General features: G+C 73.8%; 16 protein-coding genes. 1 reads left to right on the top strand and 15 read right to left on the bottom strand.

All coding sequences use genetic code 11. The features are described 5' to 3' along the window. Window positions 1-77: 77 nt before the first annotated feature. Entirely contained in the window at window positions 78-2,822 is a 2,745-nt protein-coding gene (locus ACZ51D_RS10110) for a SpoIIE family protein phosphatase (protein ID WP_465617014.1), read from the top strand. Window positions 2,823-2,903: 81 nt separating this feature from the next. On the opposite strand, the gene cobA is transcribed toward ACZ51D_RS10110, so the two are convergent. The 15 genes from cobA to argC form a co-directional block, all read right to left on the bottom strand. Further along, on the bottom strand, window positions 2,904-4,151 hold the full coding sequence (gene cobA / locus ACZ51D_RS10105) for a uroporphyrinogen-III C-methyltransferase (protein WP_360498417.1): 1,248 nt from the start codon (window positions 4,149-4,151) through the stop codon (window positions 2,904-2,906). A gap of 104 nt (window positions 4,152-4,255) precedes the next feature. After that, on the bottom strand, window positions 4,256-8,254 hold the full coding sequence (gene cobT / locus ACZ51D_RS10100) for a nicotinate-nucleotide--dimethylbenzimidazole phosphoribosyltransferase (RefSeq protein ID WP_465661823.1): 3,999 nt from the start codon (window positions 8,252-8,254) through the stop codon (window positions 4,256-4,258). A 517-nt stretch (window positions 8,255-8,771) separates the two neighbouring features. Continuing rightward, window positions 8,772-10,028 (bottom strand): precorrin-6y C5,15-methyltransferase (decarboxylating) subunit CbiE, encoded by a 1,257-nt coding sequence (gene cbiE, locus ACZ51D_RS10095; RefSeq protein ID WP_465617009.1) that lies wholly within the window; start codon window positions 10,026-10,028, stop codon window positions 8,772-8,774. A gap of 205 nt (window positions 10,029-10,233) precedes the next feature. Next, entirely contained in the window at window positions 10,234-10,869 is a 636-nt protein-coding gene (locus ACZ51D_RS10090) for a GNAT family N-acetyltransferase (RefSeq protein WP_465661821.1), read from the bottom strand. A 200-nt stretch (window positions 10,870-11,069) separates the two neighbouring features. Further along, window positions 11,070-11,894, bottom strand: coding sequence for a MetQ/NlpA family ABC transporter substrate-binding protein (locus tag ACZ51D_RS10085; protein WP_465617005.1), 825 nt, complete (start codon window positions 11,892-11,894; stop codon window positions 11,070-11,072). A gap of 58 nt (window positions 11,895-11,952) precedes the next feature. Beyond that, window positions 11,953-12,684 carry a methionine ABC transporter permease gene (locus tag ACZ51D_RS10080; RefSeq protein WP_465661819.1) on the bottom strand — a complete coding sequence of 244 codons (732 nt, stop codon included), beginning with the start codon at window positions 12,682-12,684 and terminating at the stop codon, window positions 11,953-11,955. Then, the gene (locus tag ACZ51D_RS10075) at window positions 12,681-13,721 is read right to left on the bottom strand and encodes a methionine ABC transporter ATP-binding protein (RefSeq protein WP_465617001.1); all 1,041 of its coding nucleotides are present in this window, start codon (window positions 13,719-13,721) and stop codon (window positions 12,681-12,683) included. Before ACZ51D_RS10075 ends, ACZ51D_RS10080 begins: the two co-directional genes overlap by 4 nt. Before the next feature lie 563 nt (window positions 13,722-14,284). Next, window positions 14,285-14,785, bottom strand: coding sequence for a GNAT family N-acetyltransferase (locus tag ACZ51D_RS10070; protein ID WP_465616999.1), 501 nt, complete (start codon window positions 14,783-14,785; stop codon window positions 14,285-14,287). A gap of 254 nt (window positions 14,786-15,039) precedes the next feature. After that, the gene (locus tag ACZ51D_RS10065; RefSeq protein WP_465616997.1) at window positions 15,040-15,297 is read right to left on the bottom strand and encodes a hypothetical protein; all 258 of its coding nucleotides are present in this window, start codon (window positions 15,295-15,297) and stop codon (window positions 15,040-15,042) included. 107 nt (window positions 15,298-15,404) lie between these two features. Next, window positions 15,405-16,829 (bottom strand): argininosuccinate lyase, encoded by a 1,425-nt coding sequence (gene argH / locus ACZ51D_RS10060; protein ID WP_465661817.1) that lies wholly within the window; start codon window positions 16,827-16,829, stop codon window positions 15,405-15,407. 176 nt (window positions 16,830-17,005) lie between these two features. Then, complete coding sequence (locus tag ACZ51D_RS10055) at window positions 17,006-17,554, bottom strand: arginine repressor (RefSeq protein ID WP_360343103.1); 549 nt, start codon at window positions 17,552-17,554, stop codon at window positions 17,006-17,008. Between the two features lie 23 nt (window positions 17,555-17,577). Further along, on the bottom strand, window positions 17,578-18,783 hold the full coding sequence (locus ACZ51D_RS10050) for an acetylornithine transaminase (RefSeq protein ID WP_465616993.1): 1,206 nt from the start codon (window positions 18,781-18,783) through the stop codon (window positions 17,578-17,580). Then, complete coding sequence (gene argB, locus ACZ51D_RS10045) at window positions 18,780-19,655, bottom strand: acetylglutamate kinase (protein WP_360498539.1); 876 nt, start codon at window positions 19,653-19,655, stop codon at window positions 18,780-18,782. The genes ACZ51D_RS10050 and argB overlap by 4 nt, the downstream gene beginning before the upstream one ends. Window positions 19,656-19,743: 88 nt before the next feature. Further along, window positions 19,744-20,898: a bifunctional glutamate N-acetyltransferase/amino-acid acetyltransferase ArgJ gene (gene argJ / locus ACZ51D_RS10040; protein WP_465662026.1), complete on the bottom strand. Its 1,155-nt coding sequence runs from the start codon at window positions 20,896-20,898 to the stop codon at window positions 19,744-19,746. A gap of 68 nt (window positions 20,899-20,966) precedes the next feature. After that, entirely contained in the window at window positions 20,967-21,995 is a 1,029-nt protein-coding gene (gene argC, locus ACZ51D_RS10035) for an N-acetyl-gamma-glutamyl-phosphate reductase (protein WP_465616991.1), read from the bottom strand. Window positions 21,996-22,004 lie beyond the last annotated feature (9 nt).

Genomic DNA, 22,004 nt, shown 5'->3' with positions numbered 1-22,004 from the left:
CCAAGCCGGGACGGGGAAGGCCAAACGGCCGAGGGGACGGGGTGGTCCCCGGCTAGTCGGAGTGCAAATATGACCGTATGGCCCGTTATCCGGGCCGATCCTGGGCTCCGTCGGCCTCTGGCGCCACTGGCTCCGCCGGCTCCTCCGGTGGGCGCCCACACGGTCGGCCACAGCTGCCGCGCGCGAAGCGGGCGTGGCCGGTGTGGCACCGGTCGGTGGCCGGGCAGGTGTTCGCGCTGCAGATCCTGATCGTCCTGCTGCTGGTGGCGGCCGCCGTGGTGGCACTGGTGGTGCAGTCGCACAAGGACGCCGACAACGAGGCCCGCAACCGGTCGGTGGCGGTCGCCCAGACCTTCGCCAACTCGCCGGGCATGGTGGCCGCCCTCCGCTCCCCCGACCCGACCGCGATCCTCCAGCCGAAGGCGCAGTCCGCGCGGATCGCCTCGGGCGTGGACTTCATCGTCGTCCTGAGCAACCAGGGCATCCGCTACACCCACCCGAACCCGGCCCGGATCGGCCAACCGTTCGTCGGCAACTACCAGCCCGCGCTGCACGGCCAGGTGGTGACCGAGCACATCACGGGCACGCTCGGCCCGCTGGTGCAGGCGGTGGTCCCGGTGTACGCACCGGACGGCCAGGTGGTCGGGCTGGTCTCGGCGGGCGTCACGCTGGCGAACGTCAGCACGGCGAGCGAGCGTCAGCTGCCGGTGGTGCTGGGCGCGGCGGCCGGCGCGATCGGGCTGGCCACGCTCGGAACGGCGCTGATCAGCCGTCGGCTGCGGCGGCAGACGCGCGGGCTGGGCCCGATCGAGATGACCCGGATGTACGAGCACCACGCGGCCGTCCTGCATGCGGTGCGCGAGGGCGTCATGATCGTCGGCGGGGACGGCCGGCTGCTGCTCTGCAACGACGAGGCTCGGCGGCTGCTGGACCTGCCGCCGGACGCCGAAGGCCGTCCGGTGGCCGGGCTGGGCCTCGAACAGGCGCCACTGGAGCTGCTGACCGCCAACCGCCAGGTGACCGACGAGGTGGTGCTGGCCGGGGAGCGGCTGCTGGCGGTGAACGTCCGGCTGACCGACCAGGCCCCCGGCGGCCCGCCCGGCTGCGTCGCCACGCTGCGTGACTCCACTGAGCTGCTGGCGCTGTCCGGCCGGGCCGAGCGCGCGCAGCGGCGGCTGCGGCTGCTGTACGACGCCGGGGTGACGGTGGGCAGCACGCTGGACGTGACGCGGACGGCGGAGGAGCTGGCGCAGGTCGCCGTGCCCCGGTTCGCGGACTTCGTGACGGTGGACGTCGCGGAGCAGGTGCTGGTGGGCGAGGAGCCGCCCCCGGGTTCCTCGCTGGGGCGGATGCGGCGGGCGGCGGTGACGGGCGTGCGGGACGACGCGCCGTTCTACCCGGTCGGCACGGTGCTGGACGTGGTGCCCGCGACCCCGCTGGCCGGGGCGCTGCACAGCGGAAAGCCGGGCCTGGAGCCGAACCTGGCGGAGGCCCGGCGGTGGCGCGATCAGGACCCGGAGCGGTCGGCGCAGGTGCTGGAGTACGGGGTGCACTCCCTGGTGCGGGTGCCGCTGCGGGCGCGCGGGGTGCTGCTGGGGGTGGCCCGGTTCTGGCGGGCGCAACGGGAGGAGCCGTTCGAGACGGACGACCTGGCGCTGGCCGAGGAGCTGGTGTCGCACGCGGCGGTGTGCATCGACAACGCCCGCCGCTACACCCGGGAGCACGCGATGGCGGTGACGCTGCAGCACAGCCTGCTGCCGCGCCGGCTGCCGGCCCAGAACGCGCTGGACGTGGCGCACCGCTACCTGCCGGCCCAGGCCGGGGTGGGCGGGGACTGGTTCGACGTGATCCCGCTGCCGGGCGCGCGGGTGGCCCTGGTGGTCGGGGACGTGGTGGGGCACGGGCTGCACGCGGCGGCGACGATGGGCCGGCTGCGCACCGCGATCCACAACTTCTCGACCCTGGACCTGCCGCCGGACGAGCTGCTGGGGCACCTGGACGAGCTGGTGAACCGGATCGACCAGGACGAGGCGGCGAGCGGCGAGAACGCCGGGCTGACCGGGGCGACCTGCTTGTACGCGATCTACGACCCGGTGTCGCGGCGCTGCACGCTGGCCACCGCCGGGCACCCGCCGCCGGCCGTGGTGGACCCGCAGGGCCGGGTGGTGTTCCCGGAGCTGCCGACCGGGCCGCCGCTCGGGCTGGCGGTGCTGCCGTTCGAGACCGCCGAGCTGGACCTGGCCGAGGGCAGTCGGCTGGTGCTCTACACGGACGGGCTGGTGGAGGACCGCGACCGGGACATCGACGAAGGGCTGGAGCTGCTGCGGACGGCGCTGACCGGCCCGCCGCGCACGCCCGAGCAGACCTGCGCGGACGTGCTCGGGGCGATGCTGCCAACGCACCCGCAGGACGACATCGCGCTGCTGGTGGCGCAGACCAGGGTGCTGGCGCCGGACCAGGTGGCGGAGTGGGAGGTGCCGTCCGACCCGGCGGCGGTGGGTGCCGTCCGGGCAGAGGTGGCGCGGCGGCTGGAGGCCTGGGGGCTGGACGAGGCCGCGTTCGTCACCGAGCTGATCCTGAGCGAGCTGGTGACCAACGCGATCCGGTACGGCTCCGGGCCGATCCGGGTGCGGCTGCTGCGGGACCGGGCGCTGATCTGCGAGGTGTCGGACGGCAGCAGCACCTCGCCGCACCTGCGGTACGCGGCGACCGAGGACGAGGGCGGGCGCGGGCTGTTCCTGGTCGCGCAGTTCGCGGACCGCTGGGGGACGCGCTACACGGCGACCGGGAAGGTCATCTGGGCGGAGCAACCGCTGGAGTAGGAAGTCGGCCGGGCCGACTTCCCACTCCGGGAGGGTCCAGTCCGGGAGGGCCCACTCTGGAAGGGTCCGCTCCGGGAAGGCCTACGGCCGGAAGGCGGCGGCCAGGACGTTGACGACGTCCCCGATGACGATGACCGCCGGAGGCTTGACGCCCTCGGCCTCGACCACCGCGGCGACAGTGCCCAGGGTGGCGTCCACCCGGCGCTGGGCGGCGGTGGTGCCCTCCTGGACGATCGCAACCGGCGTGGTCGCCGGGCGGCCGTACTCGACCAGTCGGGCGGCGATCGCGCCGATCTTGTCCACGGCCATCAGCAGCACCAGGGTGCCGCTCATCTTCGCGGCGGCCTCCCAGTTGGTCAGGGAGCGCTCGTCGTCCGGCCCGACGTGGCCGGAGATCACCGTGAACTCGTGCGTCATGCCCCGGTGGGTGACCGGGACGCCGGCCGAGGCCGGGACGCTGATCGAGCTGGAGATCCCGGGCACGACGGTGACCGGAAGACCCGCCTCGGCGCAGGCCAGCAGCTCCTCGCCGCCGCGCCCGAAGACGTACGGGTCGCCGCCCTTGAGCCGGACCACGAACTTGCCGGCCTTGGCGTGCTCGATCAGCGTGCGGTTGATCGCCTCCTGGGCCATGAACCGGCCGTACGGGATCTTGGAGGCGTCGATCACCTCGACGTGCTCGGGCAGCTCGGCGAGCAGCTCGCGCGGGGCGAGGCGGTCGGCGACCACCACGTCGGCGTCGGCGAGCAGGCGGCGGCCGCGCACGGTGATCAGGTCCGGGTCTCCGGGGCCGCCGCCGACCAGGGCGACGCCGGCACCGTGCGAGCGGTACTGGCGGGCGGCCAGCGAGCCGTCCCGCAAGCCGTCCACGATGGCGTCGCGCAGGGCGGCGGAGTGGCGCGGGTCGCCGGTGAGGACGGCGACGGTGGCGCCCGCGTCGCGGCCGCTGGCCGGGGTCCAGGCGGTGGCGGCGGAGGCGTCGTCGCTGCGGGAGCAGAACACCCGCCCGCGCTCGGCCTCGGCACTGACCGCCGCGTTGACGGCCGGGTCGTCGGTGGCGACCAAGGCGTACCAGGCGTCGGCCAGGTCGCCGTCCTGGTACGGACGGGCGTGCCAGGTGAGCTCGCCGGCGTCGGCCATCGCCTGGACGGCCGGGGTGGTGGCCGGGGATATCAGGTGCAGCTCGGCCCCGGCGGCGATCAGGGCGGGCAGCCGCCGCTGGGCGACCTGTCCGCCGCCGACCACGACGACACGGCGGCCTGCCAGCAGCAGGCCGACCGGGTAGGGGGTACGGCCCTCGGTGCTCGGGTGCGGGGTGGGCGCGGTCATCGACGGTGCTCCTGATCGGGGTGAGGGTGGGGGACGGTACGGCGAGACGCCGCTCCGCGGGCCGGCGCCCTCGGGCCGGTCCGCGGAGCGGTGCGAGGTGTGCGTCAGGCCTTCTCGGTGACCCCGGCGGAATCGAAGGTGGCTACATCGTGCATCGCCCGTGCCGCGCTCTGCACCAGCGGCAGGGCCAGCAGGGCACCGGTGCCCTCGCCGAGCCGCAGGTCCAGGTCGATCAGCGGACGCAGACCGAGCTTCGCCAGCGCGGCCTGGTGGCCGGGCTCGGCGGAGCGGTGGCCGGCGATGCAGGCGGCCAGCACCTCGGGGGCGATCGCCTTGGCGGCCAGTGCGGCCGAACCGGCGATGACACCGTCCAGCACCACCGGGGTGCGCAGCGAGGCGGCGCCCAGCAGGAAACCGGCGATGGCCGCGTGCTCCAGGCCGCCGACGGCGGCGAGGACGCCGACCGGGTCGCTCGGGTCGGGCTGGTGCAGGGCCAGCGCGGCGCGGATGACCTCGATCTTGCGGGCGTGGGTCTCGTCGTCGATGCCGGTGCCGCGACCGGTCACCTCGGCCGGGTCGAGACCGGTGAACACCGAGATCAGCGCGGCCGAGGCGGTGGTGTTGGCGATGCCCATGTCGCCGGTGACCAGTGCCTTGTTGCCCGCCGCGACCAGGTCGCGGGCGGTCTCGATGCCGACCTCGATGGCCTTGAGAACCTCCTCGCGGGTCATCGCCGGGCCCTGGGTCATGTCGGCCGTGCCGGGGCGGACCTTGCGCGGCAGCAGACCGGTGGCCCGGCCCTGCTGGACGGCGTCCGGCAGCTCGGCGGCCACACCGACGTCGACCACGCAGACCTCGGTGCCGATCTGCTTGGCGAAGGAGTTGATCACCGCTCCCCCGGCCAGGAAGTTGCCGACCATCTGGGCGGTCACCTCCTGCGGCCAGGGGCTGACGCCCTGGGCGTGCACGCCGTGGTCCGCGGCGAAGATCGCCACGCAGGCGGGCTCCGGGAGCGGCGGCGGGCACTTGCGGGACAGGCCGCACAGCTGGGCGGAGATGATCTCCAGCATGCCGAGCGAGCCGGCCGGCTTCGTCATCCGCTTCTGCCGGTCCCAGGCCTCGCCGAGCGCCTTGGCGTCCAGCGGGCGGATGCCGCGCAGGGTGTCGGCGAGCAGGCTCTGCGGCTCCTCACCGGGCAGCGCGCGGTTGCCGTACTGCTCCTCGTGGACGACCCAGGACAGCGGGCGCTTCTTGGCCCAGCCCTGCTGCTCCAGCTCGGGCTCGTCCGGGAAGGAGTCGACGTAACCGACACACAGGTAGGCGACGACCTCCAGGTGCTCCGGCAGGCCGAGCTCGCGGACCAGCTCCTCGTCGTCGAAGAAACTCACCCAGCCGACGCCCAGGCCCTCGGCGCGGGCGGCCAGCCAGAGGTTCTCGACGGCCAGGGCGGCCGAGTACGGGGCCATCTGCGGCTGGGTGTGCCGGCCCAGGGTGTGCCGGCCGCCGCGGGTGCGGTCGGCGGTCACCACGATGTTGACCGGGGTGTCGAGGATGGCCTCGATCTTGATTTCCTTGAACTGCTTGGCCCGGCCCTTGGGCAGCGAGTCCGCGTACGCCTCGCGCTGGCGCTCGGCCAGGGCGTGCATCCGCTTGCGGGTCTTGCCCGAGCGGATCACCACGAAGTCCCAGGGCTGCGAGTAGCCGACGCTGGGCGCGGTGTGGGCGGCCTCCAGGACGCGGATCAGCACCTCGTGCGGGATCGGGTCCGGGCGGAAGCCCTTGCGGATGTCGCGGCGCTCGCGGAGCACCTGGTGGACAGCCTCGCGGCCGGCCTCGTCGTAGCCGGGGGCGGCCGGGCCGCGCGGCTCGGCGGGCTCCTCGGGCTGCTGCTCCTCCAGCGGCTGCTCCTCGGCGGCCTGCGGGTCGGCGGCGGACACCTCGGTGACGGTCTCCTCGGCGGCCTGCCGGTCGGCGGTGGCCTGCTGGTCGGCGGGCTGCTCGGCCTGCGGCTCCTCGACGACGGGCGACTCGGGGGCCTGCCCGGCGGCCTCGGCGGCGGCAGCCTCGGCAGCGACGGCGACGGCGACGGCGTCGGCCTCGGCAGCGGCGGGAGCCTCGGCCGGGGCCTGGCCCTGCTCACCGACCGGCTCGGCGGCGGCCTCCGCCGGGGTCTCGGCCTCCGGGACGGCGGGCACCTGCTCGGCGACGGCCTCGGCACCACTCTGGGTACCGCTCTCACCGGCGTTCTCGGCAGGGACCTCGGCAGTAGCCTCGGCACCGCTCTCGGCGGGCGCGACGACCGCCTCGGCGACCTCGGCGGCGGGCTGCTGCTCCGCCTCCTGGGCGACGGCTTCGGCGGGCTGCACGGCCTCGGCCGCGACGGCGGGCTCGGCTGCGGGCTCGACCACCAGCTCGGTGACGGCGTCGGCGGGCGCCTCGGCCGGGGCCTGGGCCTGCTCGGCGACCGGCTCGGCAGGAGCCTCCGCCGGGGTCTCGGCCGGCGCAGCCTGCTGCGGCTGCTCGGGCTCGGCGGCGGGCTCGTTGACGGCCTGACCGGACGGCATCTCACCGGTGCCCGCGGCGGTCTCGGCGACCGGCGCGGCGACCGTCTCCGGCGCGACCGCAGCGGCCTCGACAGCCTCGGCGGCCGGGACGGGCTCGGTCGGCTCGGCAGCGGCTGCGGCCTGGACGGGCTCGCCGCCCTCGACGGCCTGCGGGGCGTCGGCGGCCGCTATGGGCGCGGGCTGCTGCGGCGCCGCCTCCTCGGCCGCCGGGGCCTGCCCGGTCGCCTCGACCTTGGGCAGGCCGTGCGGGGTGGGCGCGGCGAGGAAGGCGGAGATCCGGCGCGGCGGACCGGCCTGAGCGGCGGCCTCGGCGTGCTCGGCGGCACCGTCGACAACGACGGACTCCACTGCGACGGATTCGGCTGCGACGGATTCGCCGGCACCGTCGACGACGACGGGCGCGACGGCCACGGCCACAGGCGCGGCAGAAGCCTCGGCCGGGGCCTGCTCGGCGACCTGCTCGACCACGACGGCCTGCGGCGCGACGGCCACGGCCTCCGCGGCAACCTCGGGCGCCGTCATGGCCTGCGCGGCCTGGGCATCCTGGAGGGCCTGGTCACCCTGGACGGCCGGAGTGGCCTCCGGCGTCTCGACGACCTCGATCACCTCGATCGCCCCGACCGTCTCGACGGCGAACACGGCGTCGACCGGCGGCGAAGCCAGCGGCACCTGTACCGCCTGCTGCACGGCCTGGGCGAGCGGCACCTGCTGACCGTCCGCCACCGGAGTACCCGGGACCAGCGGAACGACCGGCGGCACCGGCGCCGTCGGAACGGCCTGCGGCGCGACGGCCGGAGCCGGGGCGGTGGCCTCGGCCATCGGCGGCCGGCCGACGACCGGGATGCCGTGCGCGGGCGTGCCGCCCTGCGACGGGCCGCGGTCGGCCAGCGAGCGGACCGGGACCTGGCCGGTCATCAGCGACGGGTCCGGGATCGGCGGGCCGGCGTGCAGCGGGCGGCGCGGCTGCTGAGCCTGCGTCATCTGCTGCTGCGCGTGCTGCTGCAGCTGGACGGGCTGCTGCTGGACGTGCTCGGCGCCGAGCACCGGCGGGTCCACCGGCGGCCAGGACGGCTCGACCGGGGTGCCGTCGTGCTGCGGTGCGAGTGGCATCTGCTCGGCGGGGACGGACGCCATCGGCTCGCCCCAGGAGCCCTGCGGGCCGGGCATCAGCAGGACGTCGTCCTCGTCGTCCAGGCCGTCCGGCGTGTCGGGCTGGTCGAGGAAGTGGAAGGCCGGGCGCGGGGCGCCCTGGTCGACGGCCCACCCCTCGCCGGGGAGACCGGGCGACGGCACGCCGGGGGCGGCGTAGCCGTGCTGGGCCTGCGGCGGGATGACGCCCGCACCCGGAGGCATGCCGCCAGGCATCCCACCGGGCATGCCGCCGACCGGGGTCGCCGGGTTCGGGATCATTCCGCCGTCCGTCGCGACGCCCTGCAGAGGTGCAACGCCCGCGACGCCCTCCGGTCCGCCGAGCGGGTCCGGCCCGGCGTTCAGGTGCTCCGGCATTCCCTCGCCCGGGACGTGGCCGCCATCGGTCATTGTCAAGCTCCTTCCAGGCCGCTGCCGCGCCCTTGGCGACACGATCACCGATCGCAGCGCCCATCCGCACGGGCCGGGCCTGCACCGACCCGCCCCTCAACCACACGCGGCCGCCGCGCCGTGGCGCTGCGGCCCAAGTCCTTCCGGCGCGCTGCGGCACCCCGGCCCTGCGCACCGCCCACACGGAGCGGCGCGTCGTCTGAAACAACGACAACCCGGAGCAACCGGCACGACCGCACCGGACCCTACGGCATTCTCCAGGTCCGGCACGAGGCTCGTCGAATTGCCCACACTCCGAGCGGAAGCGGGTTGCACCACGTCAAAAAGGTGACAAACCGACCGAATCGGGTGGGTCGCCGACCACTGCAGCCGCCCAGGACGTCACACTACCGGCCCGGCGCGGTCACCTCTCGAATCGGTGTCCGGATGCGACCTGGATCACCGTCCGGGCGGCGCGCGCGCCATGTCCGTGCCACCGCCCGCGCCACCGTACGGCCCCGGCGCGCGCCCGAGGCCTTCACACGATCTGCTCACCCCAGAGCACCAGCGCGCCGGTTGCGCCCGCCCCCAGCTCCAGCCCGCCGCCTTCCCCCGCGGACCGCAGCGGGGTCGACTGGAGCAGCGCGCCGTCCGCCCGGTAGCCGGCCTCGCCGATCGCCCGGCGGACCTCCTCCGCCTCGGCGAAGGTCCGGGCCAGCGCGACGAACCGCTCCGGCTTGCGGGCCAGCACCGCCCGCACCACATCCGGTCCGCCGGACTCCACCACCGCCGCGTCCGGCTCCGGCAGGCCGCCCAGCACCTCGGGGCCGCTCCCGTGGACGGCCTCCACCTCGACGCCGTACCGGCGGGCGTTGACGGTCAGCCGGGCGCAGGCCGAGCGGGAGGCCTCGACCGCGACCACGGCGGCGCCGAACCGGGCCGCCTCCACCGCGAGGGCGCCGCTGCCCGCGCCGACCGACCAGACCAGGTCCCCGGGACGTGCACCCAGACGGGCCAGCACCAGGGCGCGTACGTGCGCGGGAAGCGCGTCCGACGCGCCCGTCTCACCACCCGTGCGCCCGGCGCCCGCGTAGGCGTCACCGGGGAGCGCCCAGCCGCGCTCCGCGCCGGGGTAGCCGATCGGGCGCCCGGCCAGCCAGCCGGCCGCCTGGTCCACCGCGCCGGTCCGGGCGCCGCCGCCGATCACCAGCACCACGTTGGGGTCCCGCCACACGTGGTCGGCGATCCGGTCGGAGGTGAGGACGGTGACGTCCTCCTCCGGCGTGCCGAGAGCCTCGCAGACCACGAAGGTCCGGTGCACCCCGCGCAGCATCAGGGCGAGTTCGGCGGGCCCGGCACCCGGGGCGGTGAGCACCGCCACCTTGGGGTGGGCCCGGCAGATGTTGGCCGCGCGGCGCAGCCGGCCGCCGTGGGCGCTGACGACCTGGGCGTCCTCCCAGGGCATGCCGGCCCGGGCGAACGCGGTGGCGACGGAGGAGACGGCGGGCAGCACCTCGAGTTCGAGGCCGTACTCGGGACGGCGCAGGGTGCGCACCACGCCGAAGAAGCCCGGGTCGCCCTCGGCGACCACGACGGCGGCGCCGCGGTGCTCGGCGATCCGACGGGCGGCCTGCCGGATGTCGCCGAGGGCGATCCGCTCGGCGGCCTCCGGCACCGGGAGGGCGCTCAGTTGGTAGGGGGCTCCGGCCACCAGGGTCGCCGCGGCGAGGGCCGCACCGGCGGCCTCGGTCAGCGGCGTGCCGTCCCACCCGATGACCGTGATCCGGTCAGCCATCTGCGGCCGTTCTCCCTCGACTCGGTGCGCCACTCGCTGCGCCGTCCACGGCGCCGGTCAGAGGCTACCGGGTGTGATCCCCCAGGGGCCGACATCCCGTACACATGTCCGTGACGAGCGGGTGGCCGACGGAAGTGTCGTGCGGATCCGGTCGCGCGGCTTCAGTCCCGCGGGTCCGGACCCGCGGGTTCAGTCCCGCGCCGGTTCAGTCGCGCAGCACGTAGCGGTGGTCGCCGTGCCAGCCGTCCCGGTGCAGCTCGGGCGATTCCAGGTCCTCGGGGAGCAGGCTCCACAGGATGAGGTCGCTGCGGCTCTCCTCGACCACCTCGCCGGACTCGCCCCGCACTATCCAGGCGCTGCGCAGCACGCCCTCGCTGATACCACCGATCTTCTGGGTGACCTGCTGGGCGGCGGTGTTCCCGGCGGCGGTGCGCATCTCCAGACGCAGGAAGCCGCGGTCCTCGAACAGCCACTGGGCGACGCCGAGGACGGCCTCCGGGGCGTAGCCCTCGCCGCGCGCCCAGGCGGCGGTGACGTACGAGATCTCGGTGCTGCGCAGCCGCCAGTCGGTGTTGCGCAGCTCGACCAGGCCGACCAGGCGCTGGGTCAGGTGTTCGGTGACGGCGAGGACGATGCCGCGCCCGGCGGCCCGGTGGGCGGGGGCGAGGGTGCGGGCGAGCTCGGTCGCGTACGCCTCGCTGAAGGGGTGCGGGAGGTCCGTCCAGGCCAGGACGAGGTCGTCGGCCATCATCGCGGCCAGGCCGGGGGCGTCGTCATCCGCAAGGGGTCGCAGCAGCAGCCGTTCGGTGCTGATGGCGGTCTCGGGGAAGCTCGCTGCCATGCCGTCTCTCCTCGCCGGGTCGTGAACACAACACCGTACGCCTCCGTCGCACTCCGGGTACCACGTGGTGCGCCGCGCGCACGACGGTACGTCAGAACACCGTCGCCCGGGGCGTCCCTGGTGCATACTGCCCGACCGGGCCCCCGCCGAGGTGCGGCGGGGGCCCGGTCGGGCGGTGCGGCGTACGGCGGTACGACGGATCAGAAGGCCGGGATGACCGAGCCCTGGAAGGTGTCGTTGATGTACTTCTTGACCTCGTCGGAGTGCAGCAGCTCGGCGAGCTTCTTGACCCGCGGGTCGTTCTCCTTGCCCTTCTTGACGGCGAGGATGTTGGCGTACGGGTTGCCGTCGGCCTTCTCCAGCACCAGCGCGTCGGTGGCCGGCTTCAGGCCGGAGTCGAGGGCGTAGTTGCCGTTGATGACGGCGGCGTCGAGGTCGGCGATGGAGCGGGGCAGCTGGGCCGCCTCCAGCTCCTTCCACTTGAAGTGCTTCGGGTTGCCCGTGATGTCCGCCGGGGTGGCGGCGGTGCCGGCGCCGTCCTTGAGGGTGATCAGCTTGTTGTCGGCGAGCAGCTTGAGCGCGCGGCCCTCGTTGGTGGCGTCGTTCGGCAGGCCGATGGTGGCGCCGTCCGACAGGTCGGCGATCGCCTTGACCTTCTTGGAGTAGACGCCCAGCGGCTCCAGGTGCACCGCCTCGACGGAGACGATGTCGGTGCCGTTCTTCTTGTTGAAGTCCTCCAGGTACGGGACGTGCTGGAAGTAGTTGACGTCGGCCGAACCGTCCTGCACCGCCGTGTTGGGGGTCACGTAGTCGGTGACCTCCTTGATGTCGAGCTTGAGGCCGGCCTTGTCCGCGAGGTTGTCCTTGACGAACTTGAGGATCTGCCCGTGCGGGGTGGGGCTGGCGACGACCTTGAGCGGCGCGTTCGGGTCCGAGGAGGACGAGCCCGAGCTGCTGCAGGCGGCCAGCGACAGGGCGAGGCCGGCGGTGGCGAGGACGCTGGTGAACTTCAGAACGTTGCGCACGAAAAGTGCCTTTCTGCGTGATGCGGGGAGCCGCGTCCGGAGGTCGGACGAGGGAGGTCTAGGAGGCGACGAGGTCCTCGTCGGCGGTGGTGGCGGCACGCGGGCGGAGCAGGCGGGTGCGTCCGCCGCCGCGGCCCCGGTTCGCCAGGCGGCGCACGGCGTAGTCACCGGCCAGCTGGATGATCGTGACGATGATCGCGATCTCGGCCACGATGATCCACATGAAGGCGGTCTCGAAGCGCAGGTAGCCGTAGCGGTAGGCGAGGTCGCCGAGGCCGCCGCCGCCGACCGTGCCGGCCATCGCGGAGTAGCCGATCAACGCGATGACGGTGGTGGTGATCGAGGCGACGATGCCGGGAAGGGCCTCGGGCACCAGCGTCTTGCGGACGAGCGTCCAGGTGCTGCCGCCCATCGCCTGGACGGCCTCGATCAGGCCCCGGTCCACCTCGCGGACGGAGGTCTCGACCAGCCGGGCGAAGAACGGGATCGCTCCGACGGTCAGCGGCACGGTGGCCGCCTGCCAGCCGAGGGAGTTGCCGGTCAGCCATCGGGTGAAGGAGATCAGCGCGATCATCAGGATGATGAACGGCATCGAGCGCGCGAGGTTCACGACCGCGCCGAGCACCTTGTTCACCGACTGGTTCTGCAGCGCTCCGCCCTTGGAGGTGAGCACCAGCAGGACACCGAGGGGCAGCCCGAGAAGGACGGTGCAGACGGTCGCGACCCCGACCATCTGGAAGGTCTCCTGGGTGGCGGGCCACATCAGCTCCTGCATCTGGTCCCAGGTCATGCCACCGCTCCGTTCGCCGCGCCGATGCCGTCCGAGCCGAGGAGGGCCACCTGCAGGCCCTGCTCGCGCAGGTAGCCGATCGGCACCACGTTGTCCTGGTGGTTGCCGGGCAGCTCGACCCGCATGCGCCCGACCATCCGGCCGGCGACGGTCTCCACGGCGGCGCCGAGGATGTTGATGTCGATCTGGTAGGTGCGGGCCAGCTGGGAGACGAACGGCTGCGCCGGGGTGTCGCCCTGGAAGGTGATCTCCAGCACGGTGGAGCCGGGGTGGCCGGTGCCGAACTCGCTGAGCGGGAACAGCTCGCGGGCCAGCTCGGAGCCGGGCTCGGCCAGCAGGTCGGTGAGCTCGCCGGACTCGACCACCTTGCCGCCGCGCATCAGGGCGGCGGAGTCGCAGACGGACTTGATGACGTCCATCTCGTGGGTGATCAGCAGGACGGTGAGGCCCAGCTGCTGGTTGAGGTCGCGCAGCAGCTTGAGGATCGAGCGGGTGGTCTCCGGGTCGAGCGCCGAGGTGGCCTCGTCGGAGAGCAGCACCTTGGGGTCGCCGGCCAGGGCGCGGGCGATGCCGACGCGCTGCTTCTGGCCGCCGGAGAGCTGGTTGGGGTAGCTGCGGGCCTTGTCGCCGAGGCCGACCAGGTCGAGCAGTTCGGCGGCCTTGCGACGGCGCTGGGTGCGGTCCAGGCCGACGATCTCCAGCGGGAGTTCGACGTTCTGCTGCACCGTCCGCGAGGAGAGCAGGTTGAAGTGCTGGAAGACCATGCCGATCCGGCGGCGCGCCTCGCGCAGGTCCCGTCCGGCGCGGTTCTCGCCGCCGGACAGCGCGGTGAGTTCGACCCCGTCCACGGTGACGGTGCCGGAGGTCGGGCGCTCCAGCATGTTCACGCAGCGGATGAGGGTGGACTTGCCGGCACCGCTGGTGCCGACGACGCCGTAGACCTCGCCCGGGCGGACGTGCAGGTCGACGCCGGCGAGGGCGGTCACCTCGCGGCCTCGGGAGCGGTAGACCTTCGTGAGGTCCGTGGTGGTGATCACAGCAGCTTCCGGGGGGTCGGGGGCGGGCGGCGTGGGTCGACCGCCCGACCGGGTTGCGGTCGACGGCTTCTTACGGCGCTTCGCCGGGGGGATCCGGACCTGCCACCCCTTGATCGTGGCCGCTGGGCGGCCGGGCCGCGCGACGGCGTGGCCCTTAGGAGTCACCGGCGCCCGCACGTGGGCGGGCATGGCGAAGGGAGGGGTCCGGGAGGATGGGCGCGCTCGGACAGGCGGGAGCGGCGCCGGAGTCTCGCTTCGGGGCGCGAGGAGAAGGCACCCGCGGAGGGGTGCCGGGGGCGATGGCCCTCAGCAGTGACACATTCGACGGCACATGGCACGCTCACCTGCCGGCAGCGTGCCGGTGGGGGTCCAGTTCGTCGTCGCAGTCATGTGAGCCAGTAAAACAGATGGTTCGAGGTACGCCCAATTGTTTGACGGCGCTGTCCGCAATGCGGACATCTAACGCTGTGACCAGCGGTGATACGACTCGGCGCCGCCACCGGATCGTCCGGATGGTGGCGGCGCCAAGCGGCGGGGCAAGGTGTGGGGTGCGGCCGTCGGGCTCAGGCCGTCGCGGCCAGCTCCGCGGCGGCGGGCTTCTCCAGGTGGACGAAGCTCAGCCGGGCGTTGACCTGCTCGACCCGGGTCTGCCGGTAGCCCTGGCGGGCGTACAGCCGCAGGTTGCCGAGGCTGCGGTGGCCGGTGAACAGGCGGTAGGCGGAAACCGGGCCCTCCTCGGCGAGCCGGCGCTCCAGCGCGTCCAGCAGGCGGCCGCCGAGGCCGTGGCGCTGCATCCGCGGATGGACGACCAGACGCCCTATCCGGCCGACGCCGTCGGCCTCGACGCGGCCGCGGACGGTGCCGACCACCTCGTCGCCCAGCCGGGCGACCAGGAAGTGCTGCTCGGCCAGTTCGGCGCGCAGGCTCTCCAGACTCTGCGTCAGGGGCTCGATCGCCCAGTCGCCGTACAGCTCGGCCTCGGACTGGTAGCCGAGGTACTGGAGCTTGAGGATCTGCTCCGCGTCCTCGACCGCCGCGGCCGAGATGATCACGCTCATGCCCATGTGGAGGGGCCTCCCCAGTCGTCGTGCCCGGCGCGCAGAGGGTGGCGCGCTCACGCTCAGTATCCGAGTGATCGCGTCACCGTCAAGAGCTGCGTTCGCCAGCGCTCTACCCGGGTGTCAGCTTCCCTCAACCTTCGGGGGGACAGACGTGAGCAGGGTCACCCCGGTCGGGGAGGGGGTGGTGGAGCGGGGCGCACGGCGGAGAACGCGAGCCGGGGAGTACGGACGGACGCGCACGACGTCACCCCCGCGCCTCACGGGTACCGCTCCGCGTGGAGCAGCGTGCGCAGGCAGGCGAGGCAGCGGGAGCGGGTGGGGCCGATGGAGCCGCGGGGCATGCCGAGGCGCTCGGAGAGTTCGCGGTAGGTGGGCGGCGGGTCCTCGGCGAGGGCGGCGATCAGCTGCGGGCAGCGGCCGGGCAGGGCGGCGACGGTCTCGCGGACCACGCGGCGGCGGCGTTCGGCGAGGTAGACGTCCTCGGCGGAGGGGACGACGGGAAGGGTGGCGCACACACCGTGCATGACGCCCGGCGGCCGGACCGGTTACGCCCGGGCCGTGGCGCGGACGCCGGAGGGGCGCGCCGGTCGGACCGCCGCGCCCCCTGCCTGCCGACCTCCGGTCAGCCCTGGACCCACTCCTGCTGCCGCGCCAGGTCCGCCTTCACCTCGGCGAGCTGGACCGCGACCGCCGAGGGGGCGGTGCCGCCGCGCCCGTTCCGGGACGCGATGGCGCCGTGCACGCTGAGCACCGAGCGCACCTCCGGCGTCAGGTGCTCGGAGATCGCGGCGAACTGCTCGTCCGACAGGTCGGACAGCTCGATGCCCTGGGCCTCGCAGGCCTTGACACAGGCGCCGGCCACCTCGTGCGCGACCCGGAACGGCACGCCCTGCTTGACCAGCCACTCGGCGATGTCGGTGGCGAGCGAGAAGCCGGCCGGGGCGAGCTCCTCCAGCCGCTCCCGGTGCACGGTGAGGGTGGCCATCATCCCGGTGAACGCGGGCAGCAGCACCTCCAGCGTGTCGCAGGAGTCGAAGACCGGCTCCTTGTCCTCCTGCAGGTCCCGGTTGTAGGCCAGCGGCAGTGCCTTGAGGGTGGCCAGCAGGCCGGTCAGGTTGCCGATCAGGCGGCCGGACTTGCCCCGGGCGAGCTCGGCGATGTCCGGGTTCTTCTTCTGCGGCATGATCGAGGAGCCGGTGGAGAAGGCGTCGTGCAGCGTGATGAAGCCGAACTCCTTGGTGTTCCAGATGATCACCTCCTCCGCGATCCGGGAGAGGTTGATCCCGATCATCGCGGTCACGAAGGCGAACTCGGCGACGAAGTCGCGCGAGGCCGTGCCGTCGATGGAGTTGCCGACCGAGCCGCCCTCGAAGCCGAGGTCGGCGGCGACGGCCTGCGGGTCGAGGCCGAGCGAGGAGCCGGCCAGCGCCCCGGAGCCGTACGGCGAGACGGCGGTGCGGGTGTCCCACTGGCGCAGCCGCTCGGCGTCCCGGCCGAGGGCCTGCACGTGCGCGAGGACGTGGTGGGCGAAGAGCACGGGCTGGGCGTGCTGGAGGTGGGTGCGGCCCGGCATGGCGGTGTCCGGGTGCGCCTCGGCGAGGCCGACGAGGGCCTGCTGGAGGTCGAGCAGCAGGCCGCCGATGGTCTTCGCGTGGTCCCGCAGGTACATCCGGAACAGGGTGGCGATCTGGTCGTTGCGCGAGCGCCCGGCCCGCAGCTTGCCGCCGAGCTCGGCGCCGAGGCGCTCCAGCAGGCCGCGCTCCAGGGCGGTGTGGACGTCCTCGTCGGCGACGGTGCCCGTGAAGGTGCCCGCCTCGACGTCGGCGAGCAGCCGGTCGAGGCCGTCCAGCATGGCGGCCAGCTCGTCGTCGGAGAGCAGCCCGGCCTTGTACAGGACCCGGGCGTGGGCCTTGGAGCCGGCGATGTCGTACGGCGCGAGGCGCCAGTCGAAGTGGACCGAGGCGGACAGCTTGGCCAGCGCCTCGGACGGGCCGTCGGCGAAGCGCGCGCCCCAGAGGCGGACGTCGGAGGACTGCTGGGCGGTCATCGCGTTGGCTCCTTCAGACATGTGCAGCGGATGGCATAAGTATGCACGACAGCGTATGAAACACAAAACCCCTGAAACGCAGAAACCCGGCCGGACGGGATCCGTCGGGCCGGGGTCGCGCCGGGAGTTGCGGCGGGCTGTGCCGGGGTCACGCCCGGGTTGCCGGAGTCCGGGCGCTACTGCGCCTTCGCCTGGGCGAGTTGCATGAGGTGGTCGGCGAGCGCCTGGCCGCCGGCCGGGTCGCGGCTGATCAGCAGGACGGTGTCGTCGCCGGCGATGGTGCCGATGATCTCGAACACCTCCGCCTGGTCGATCGCCGAGGCGAGGAACTGGGCGGCGCCCGGCGGGGTGCGCAGCACGACCAGGTTGCCGGAGGCCGTCGCGGAGACCATCAGCTCACCGGCCAGCCGGGCCATCCGGCCCTCGCTGGCCGACTCCCCCATCGGCGCGCGCGGCGTGCGGTCGCCGCCCTCGGCCGGGACGGCGTAGATCAGCGCGCCGTCCCGGTTGCGGATCTTGACCGCGCCCAGCTCGTCCAGGTCCCGGGAGAGGGTGGCCTGGGTGACCACGAGTCCGTCGTCGGCGAGCAGCTTGGCGAGCTGGCTCTGCGAACGCACGGGCTGGCGGGTGAGCAGGTCCACGATCCGCCGGTGGCGCGCGGTGCGGGTCTGCGGGACCTGCGGCGTCGGGCCGGTGGCGGAGGGGCCGGAGTGGGAAGCGGTCATGTGATTATTCTCCCGGACGACGGTCAACTCGCATCGGCCGGGGCGTTCTCGCGCACCGTCCGGAGGATGCCCGGCAGGGCCGCGAGGAAGGCGTCCGCCTCCTGCTCGGTCAGCACCAGCGGCGGGGCGAGTCGGACGGCGTCCGCGACGGCCGCGTTGACCAGGTAGCCGGCCTCCTGCGCGACGGCCTGGACCCGGGCCGAGACCGGCGCGGTGAGCACGATGCCGAGCAGCAGACCGGCCCCCCGCACGTGCGAGACCAGCGGGTCGCCGATCGCCTCGACACCGTGCCGCAGCCGCTCGCCGAGCTTGCGGACGTGCTCCAGCAGGCCCTCGGACTCGATGGTGTCCAGCACCGCGAGCCCGGCCGCGGCGGCCACCGGGTTGCCGCCGAAGGTGGTGCCGTGCTGGCCCGGGGTGAGCAGCTCGGCGGCCTCCCCGAAGGCGAGGGTGGCGCCCATCGGCAGGCCGCCGCCGAGCGCCTTGGCCAGGGTGACGACGTCCGGCTCGACGCCCTCGAAGGCCTGGTGGGCGTACCAGTGGCCGGTGCGGCCGACGCCGGTCTGGATCTCGTCCAGCACGAGCAGGGTGCCGGTGGCCCGGGTGATCTCGCGGGCCGCCCTGAGGTAGCCGTCCGGCAGCGGGATCGCGCCGTTCTCGCCCTGGATCGGCTCCAGGAAGACCGCGGCGGTGTCGGTGGTGACGGCCGCGCGCAGCGCCTCGACGTCGCCGAACGGGACGTGGGTGACGTCGCCGGGCAGCGGGCGGAACGGGTCCTGCTTGGCGGGCTGGCCGGTGAGCGCGAGGGCGCCCATGGTCCGGCCGTGGAAGGCGCCCTGGAGGGCGACCAGGTGGGTGCGGCCGGTCCGCCGGCTGATCTTGAACGCCGCCTCGTTGGCCTCGGCGCCGGAGTTGCAGAAGAACACCCGGCCGCCCGCCCGGCCGTCCAGCTGCAGCAGCCGCTCGGCGAGGGCGATGGTGGGCTCGGCCATGAAGAGGTTGGAGACGTGGCCGAGGGTGGCGATCTGCCGGCCGACCGCCTCGACGACGGCCGGGTGGGCGGTGCCGAGGGCGTTGACGGCGATGCCGCCGAGCAGGTCGGTGTACTCCTTGCCGTCGGCGTCCCAGAGCTTGCTGCCCGCGCCGCGCACCAGCGGGATCCGGGGGGTGCCGTAGTTGTCGGTGAAGGTGTGCTGCCACCGCTCGGTGAGCTGCTCGTTGTGCGTCATGCCAGTCCCCCGGTCACGGTCGGCTCGTCGTCCGGCACGACCATCGTGCCGATGCCCTCGTCGGTGAAGATCTCCAGCAGCAGGCTGTGCGGCACCCGGCCGTCCAGGACGCGGGCGGTGCCCACGCCGGAGCGGACGGCGCGCAGGCAGCCCTCCATCTTGGGGAGCATGCCGCTGGCCAGGTCGGGCAGCAGCTCCTCCAGCTCGCTCGCGTTGAGCTGGCTGATCACGTCGTCGGAGTTCGGCCAGTCCTTGTAGAGGCCCTCGACGTCGGTGAGGACGACGAGCATCTCGGCGCCGAGCGCGACCGCGAGGGCGGCGGCGGCGGTGTCGGCGTTGATGTTGTAGACGTGGCCGTCGGTGCCGCGCGCGATCGAGGAGATGACCGGGATCCGGCCGTCGGCGATCAGCGCCTTCACCGCGCCGGCCTCGATGTTGACGATGTCGCCGACCAGGCCGATGTCCACCTGCTCGCCGTCCACCACCGCGTAGCGCTTCACCGCCGTCATGGTGTGCGCGTCCTCGCCGGTCATGCCGACGGCGAACGGGCCGTGCCCGTTGAGCAGGCCGACCAGCTCGCGCTGCACCTGGCCGGCCAGCACCATCCGGACCACGTCCATGGTCTCCGGGGTGGTGACCCGCAGACCGTTGGTGAAGCTGGACTCCAGGCCGAGCTTGTCCAACTGGGCGCTGATCTGCGGGCCACCGCCGTGCACCACGACGGGGTGCAGCCCGGCGTAGCGGAGGAACACGACGTCCTGGGCGAACGCCGCCTTGAGCTCGTCGTCCACCATGGCGTTGCCGCCGAACTTGATCACGACGGTCTTGCCGTGGAAGCGCTCCAGCCATGGCAGCGCCTCGATCAGGGTCATGGCCTTGGGCAACGCGGTGTTGTTGCGGGCCTGTTCGCCCTTGGGTGCGATCTGCACGGGTTTCCCTCGTCGGAACGGATGTCGCGGATCAGGTGGAGTAGGCGCTGTTCTCGTGGACGTAGTCGGCCGTGAGGTCGTTGGTCCACACCGAGGCACCCGCGGTGCCGGCGTTGAGGTCCGCGGTGATGACGACCTCGCGGCCCTTCATGTCCACCAGGTCGCGGTCCTCGCCCACGCCGCCGTCCTTGCAGACCCAGACGCCGTTGATGGCGACGTCCAGCCGGTTCGGGTCGAAGGCGGCGGAGGTGGTGCCGATCGCGGCCAGCACCCGGCCCCAGTTGGGGTCCTCCCCGTGGATGGCGCACTTGAGCAGGTTGTTGCGGCTGATCGTCCGGGCGACCTCGACCGCCTCGTCCTCGGTGGCGGCGCCGGTGACGTCGATCCGGATGTCCTTGCTCGCGCCCTCGGCGTCGCCGATCAGCTGGCGGGCCAGATCGCCGCTGACCGTGCGGACAGCCTCGGCGAACTCGGCCTGGTCCGGGGTGATGCCGGTGGCGCCGGAGGCGAGCAGCAGCACGGTGTCGTTGGTCGACATGCAGCCGTCGGAGTCGATCCGGTCGAAGGTGGAGCGGGTGGCGCCGCGCAGGGCCGCGTCCAGGGCGGCGCTGTCGACGGCGGCGTCGGTGGTGAGCACCACCAGCATGGTGGCGAGGCTCGGGGCGAGCATGCCCGCGCCCTTGGCCATGCCGCCGACCGTCCAGCCGGCCGGGCTGGTGACCTGGGCGGTCTTGTGCACGGTGTCGGTGGTCTTGATGGCGATCGCGGCGGCCTCCCCGCCGGTCTCGCTGAGCGCCCCGGCCGCCAGGGCGACCCCGGGCAGCAGGATGTCCATCGGCAGCCGGACACCGATCAGGCCGGTGGAGGCGACCGCGACCTCGCCCGCGTTGAGCTTCAGCTCCTCCGCGACCTTCTCCGCGGTGGCATGGGTGTCCTGGAAGCCGAGCGGGCCGGTGCAGGCGTTGGCACCACCGGAGTTGAGGACGACGGCGGAGACCTGGCCACCCTTGAGGACCTGCTCGGACCAGAGCACCGGCGCGGCCTTGACCCGGTTCGCGGTGAAGACGCCGGCCGCGGCGAGCGAGGGGCCGTCGTTGACCACCAGGGCGAGGTCCGGGGTGCCGGAGGCCTTGATGCCGGCGGTCACCCCGGCGGCGCGGAAGCCCTTGGCGGCCGTCACGCCCACGTTGGTGCCGGGGCCCGGGTTGGCGCCGGGGCTGGCGTTGTTGCCGGTACTCACGTTGTTGCCGATGCTCACGGTGCGACTCCGTTCACGGGAAGGCCCAGCTCCTCGGGCAGGCCGAGGGCGATGTTCATGCTCTGCACCGCGCCGCCCGCGGTGCCCTTGACCAGGTTGTCGATCGCGCTGATCGCGATGATCCGCCCGGCAGCGGCGTCCAGGGCGACCTGGACCAGGGCGGTGTTGGCGCCGTAGACGCTGCTGGTCTGCGGCCACTGCCCCTCGGGCAGCAGGTGGACGAAGGCCTCGTCCGCGAACGCCTCGGTGTAGGCGGCGCGCAGGCTCCGGGCGGTCACACCCGGCTTGGCCTTCGCCGAGCAGGTGGCGAGGATGCCGCGCGGCATCGGGACGAGGGTGGGGGTGAAGGAGACGGTGACCGGCTCGCCGGCGAGCGGGCTGAGGTTCTGCATCATCTCGGGGGTGTGCCGGTGGACGCCGCCGACGCCGTACGGGCTGACGCTGCCCATCACCTCGCTGCCCAGCAGGTGCGGCTTGGCGGCCTTGCCCGCGCCGGAGGTACCGGAGGCGGCGACCACCACGGCCTCCGGCTCGGCGAGTCCGGCCGCGTACGCGGGGAACAGCGCGAGCGAGACGGCCGTCGGGTAGCAGCCGGGCACGGCGATCCGGTTGCTGCCCTTCAACGCGGCGCGGTGGCCGGGGAGTTCGGGCAGGCCGTAGGGCCAGGTGCCGGCGTGCGCGGAGCCGTAGAACTGCTCCCAGTCGGCGGCGGCCTTGAGCCGGAAGTCGGCGCCGCAGTCGACCACCAGCACGTTCTGGCCGAGGGCCTCGGCGACGGCGGCGGACTGGCCGTGCGGCAGCGCCAGGAACACCACGTCGTGGTCGGCCAGCACCTCGGGGGTGGTGGGCTCGAGGACGCGGTCGGCGAGCGGGATCAGGTGCGGCTGCAGCGCGCCCAGCCTGGTGCCCGCGTTCGAGCCGCCGGTCAGCGCCCCGATCTCCACCTCCGGGTGGCCGAGCAGCAGGCGCAGCACCTCGCCACCCGCGTACCCGCTCGCTCCGGCGACGGCGACTCGCAATGCCATGGCGTTCCT

This window comes from Kitasatospora sp. NPDC033851, from assembly GCF_055576085.1.
The sequence above is the reverse complement of the archived record's forward strand: the minus strand, read 5'-3'. Positions and strand labels throughout refer to the sequence as shown.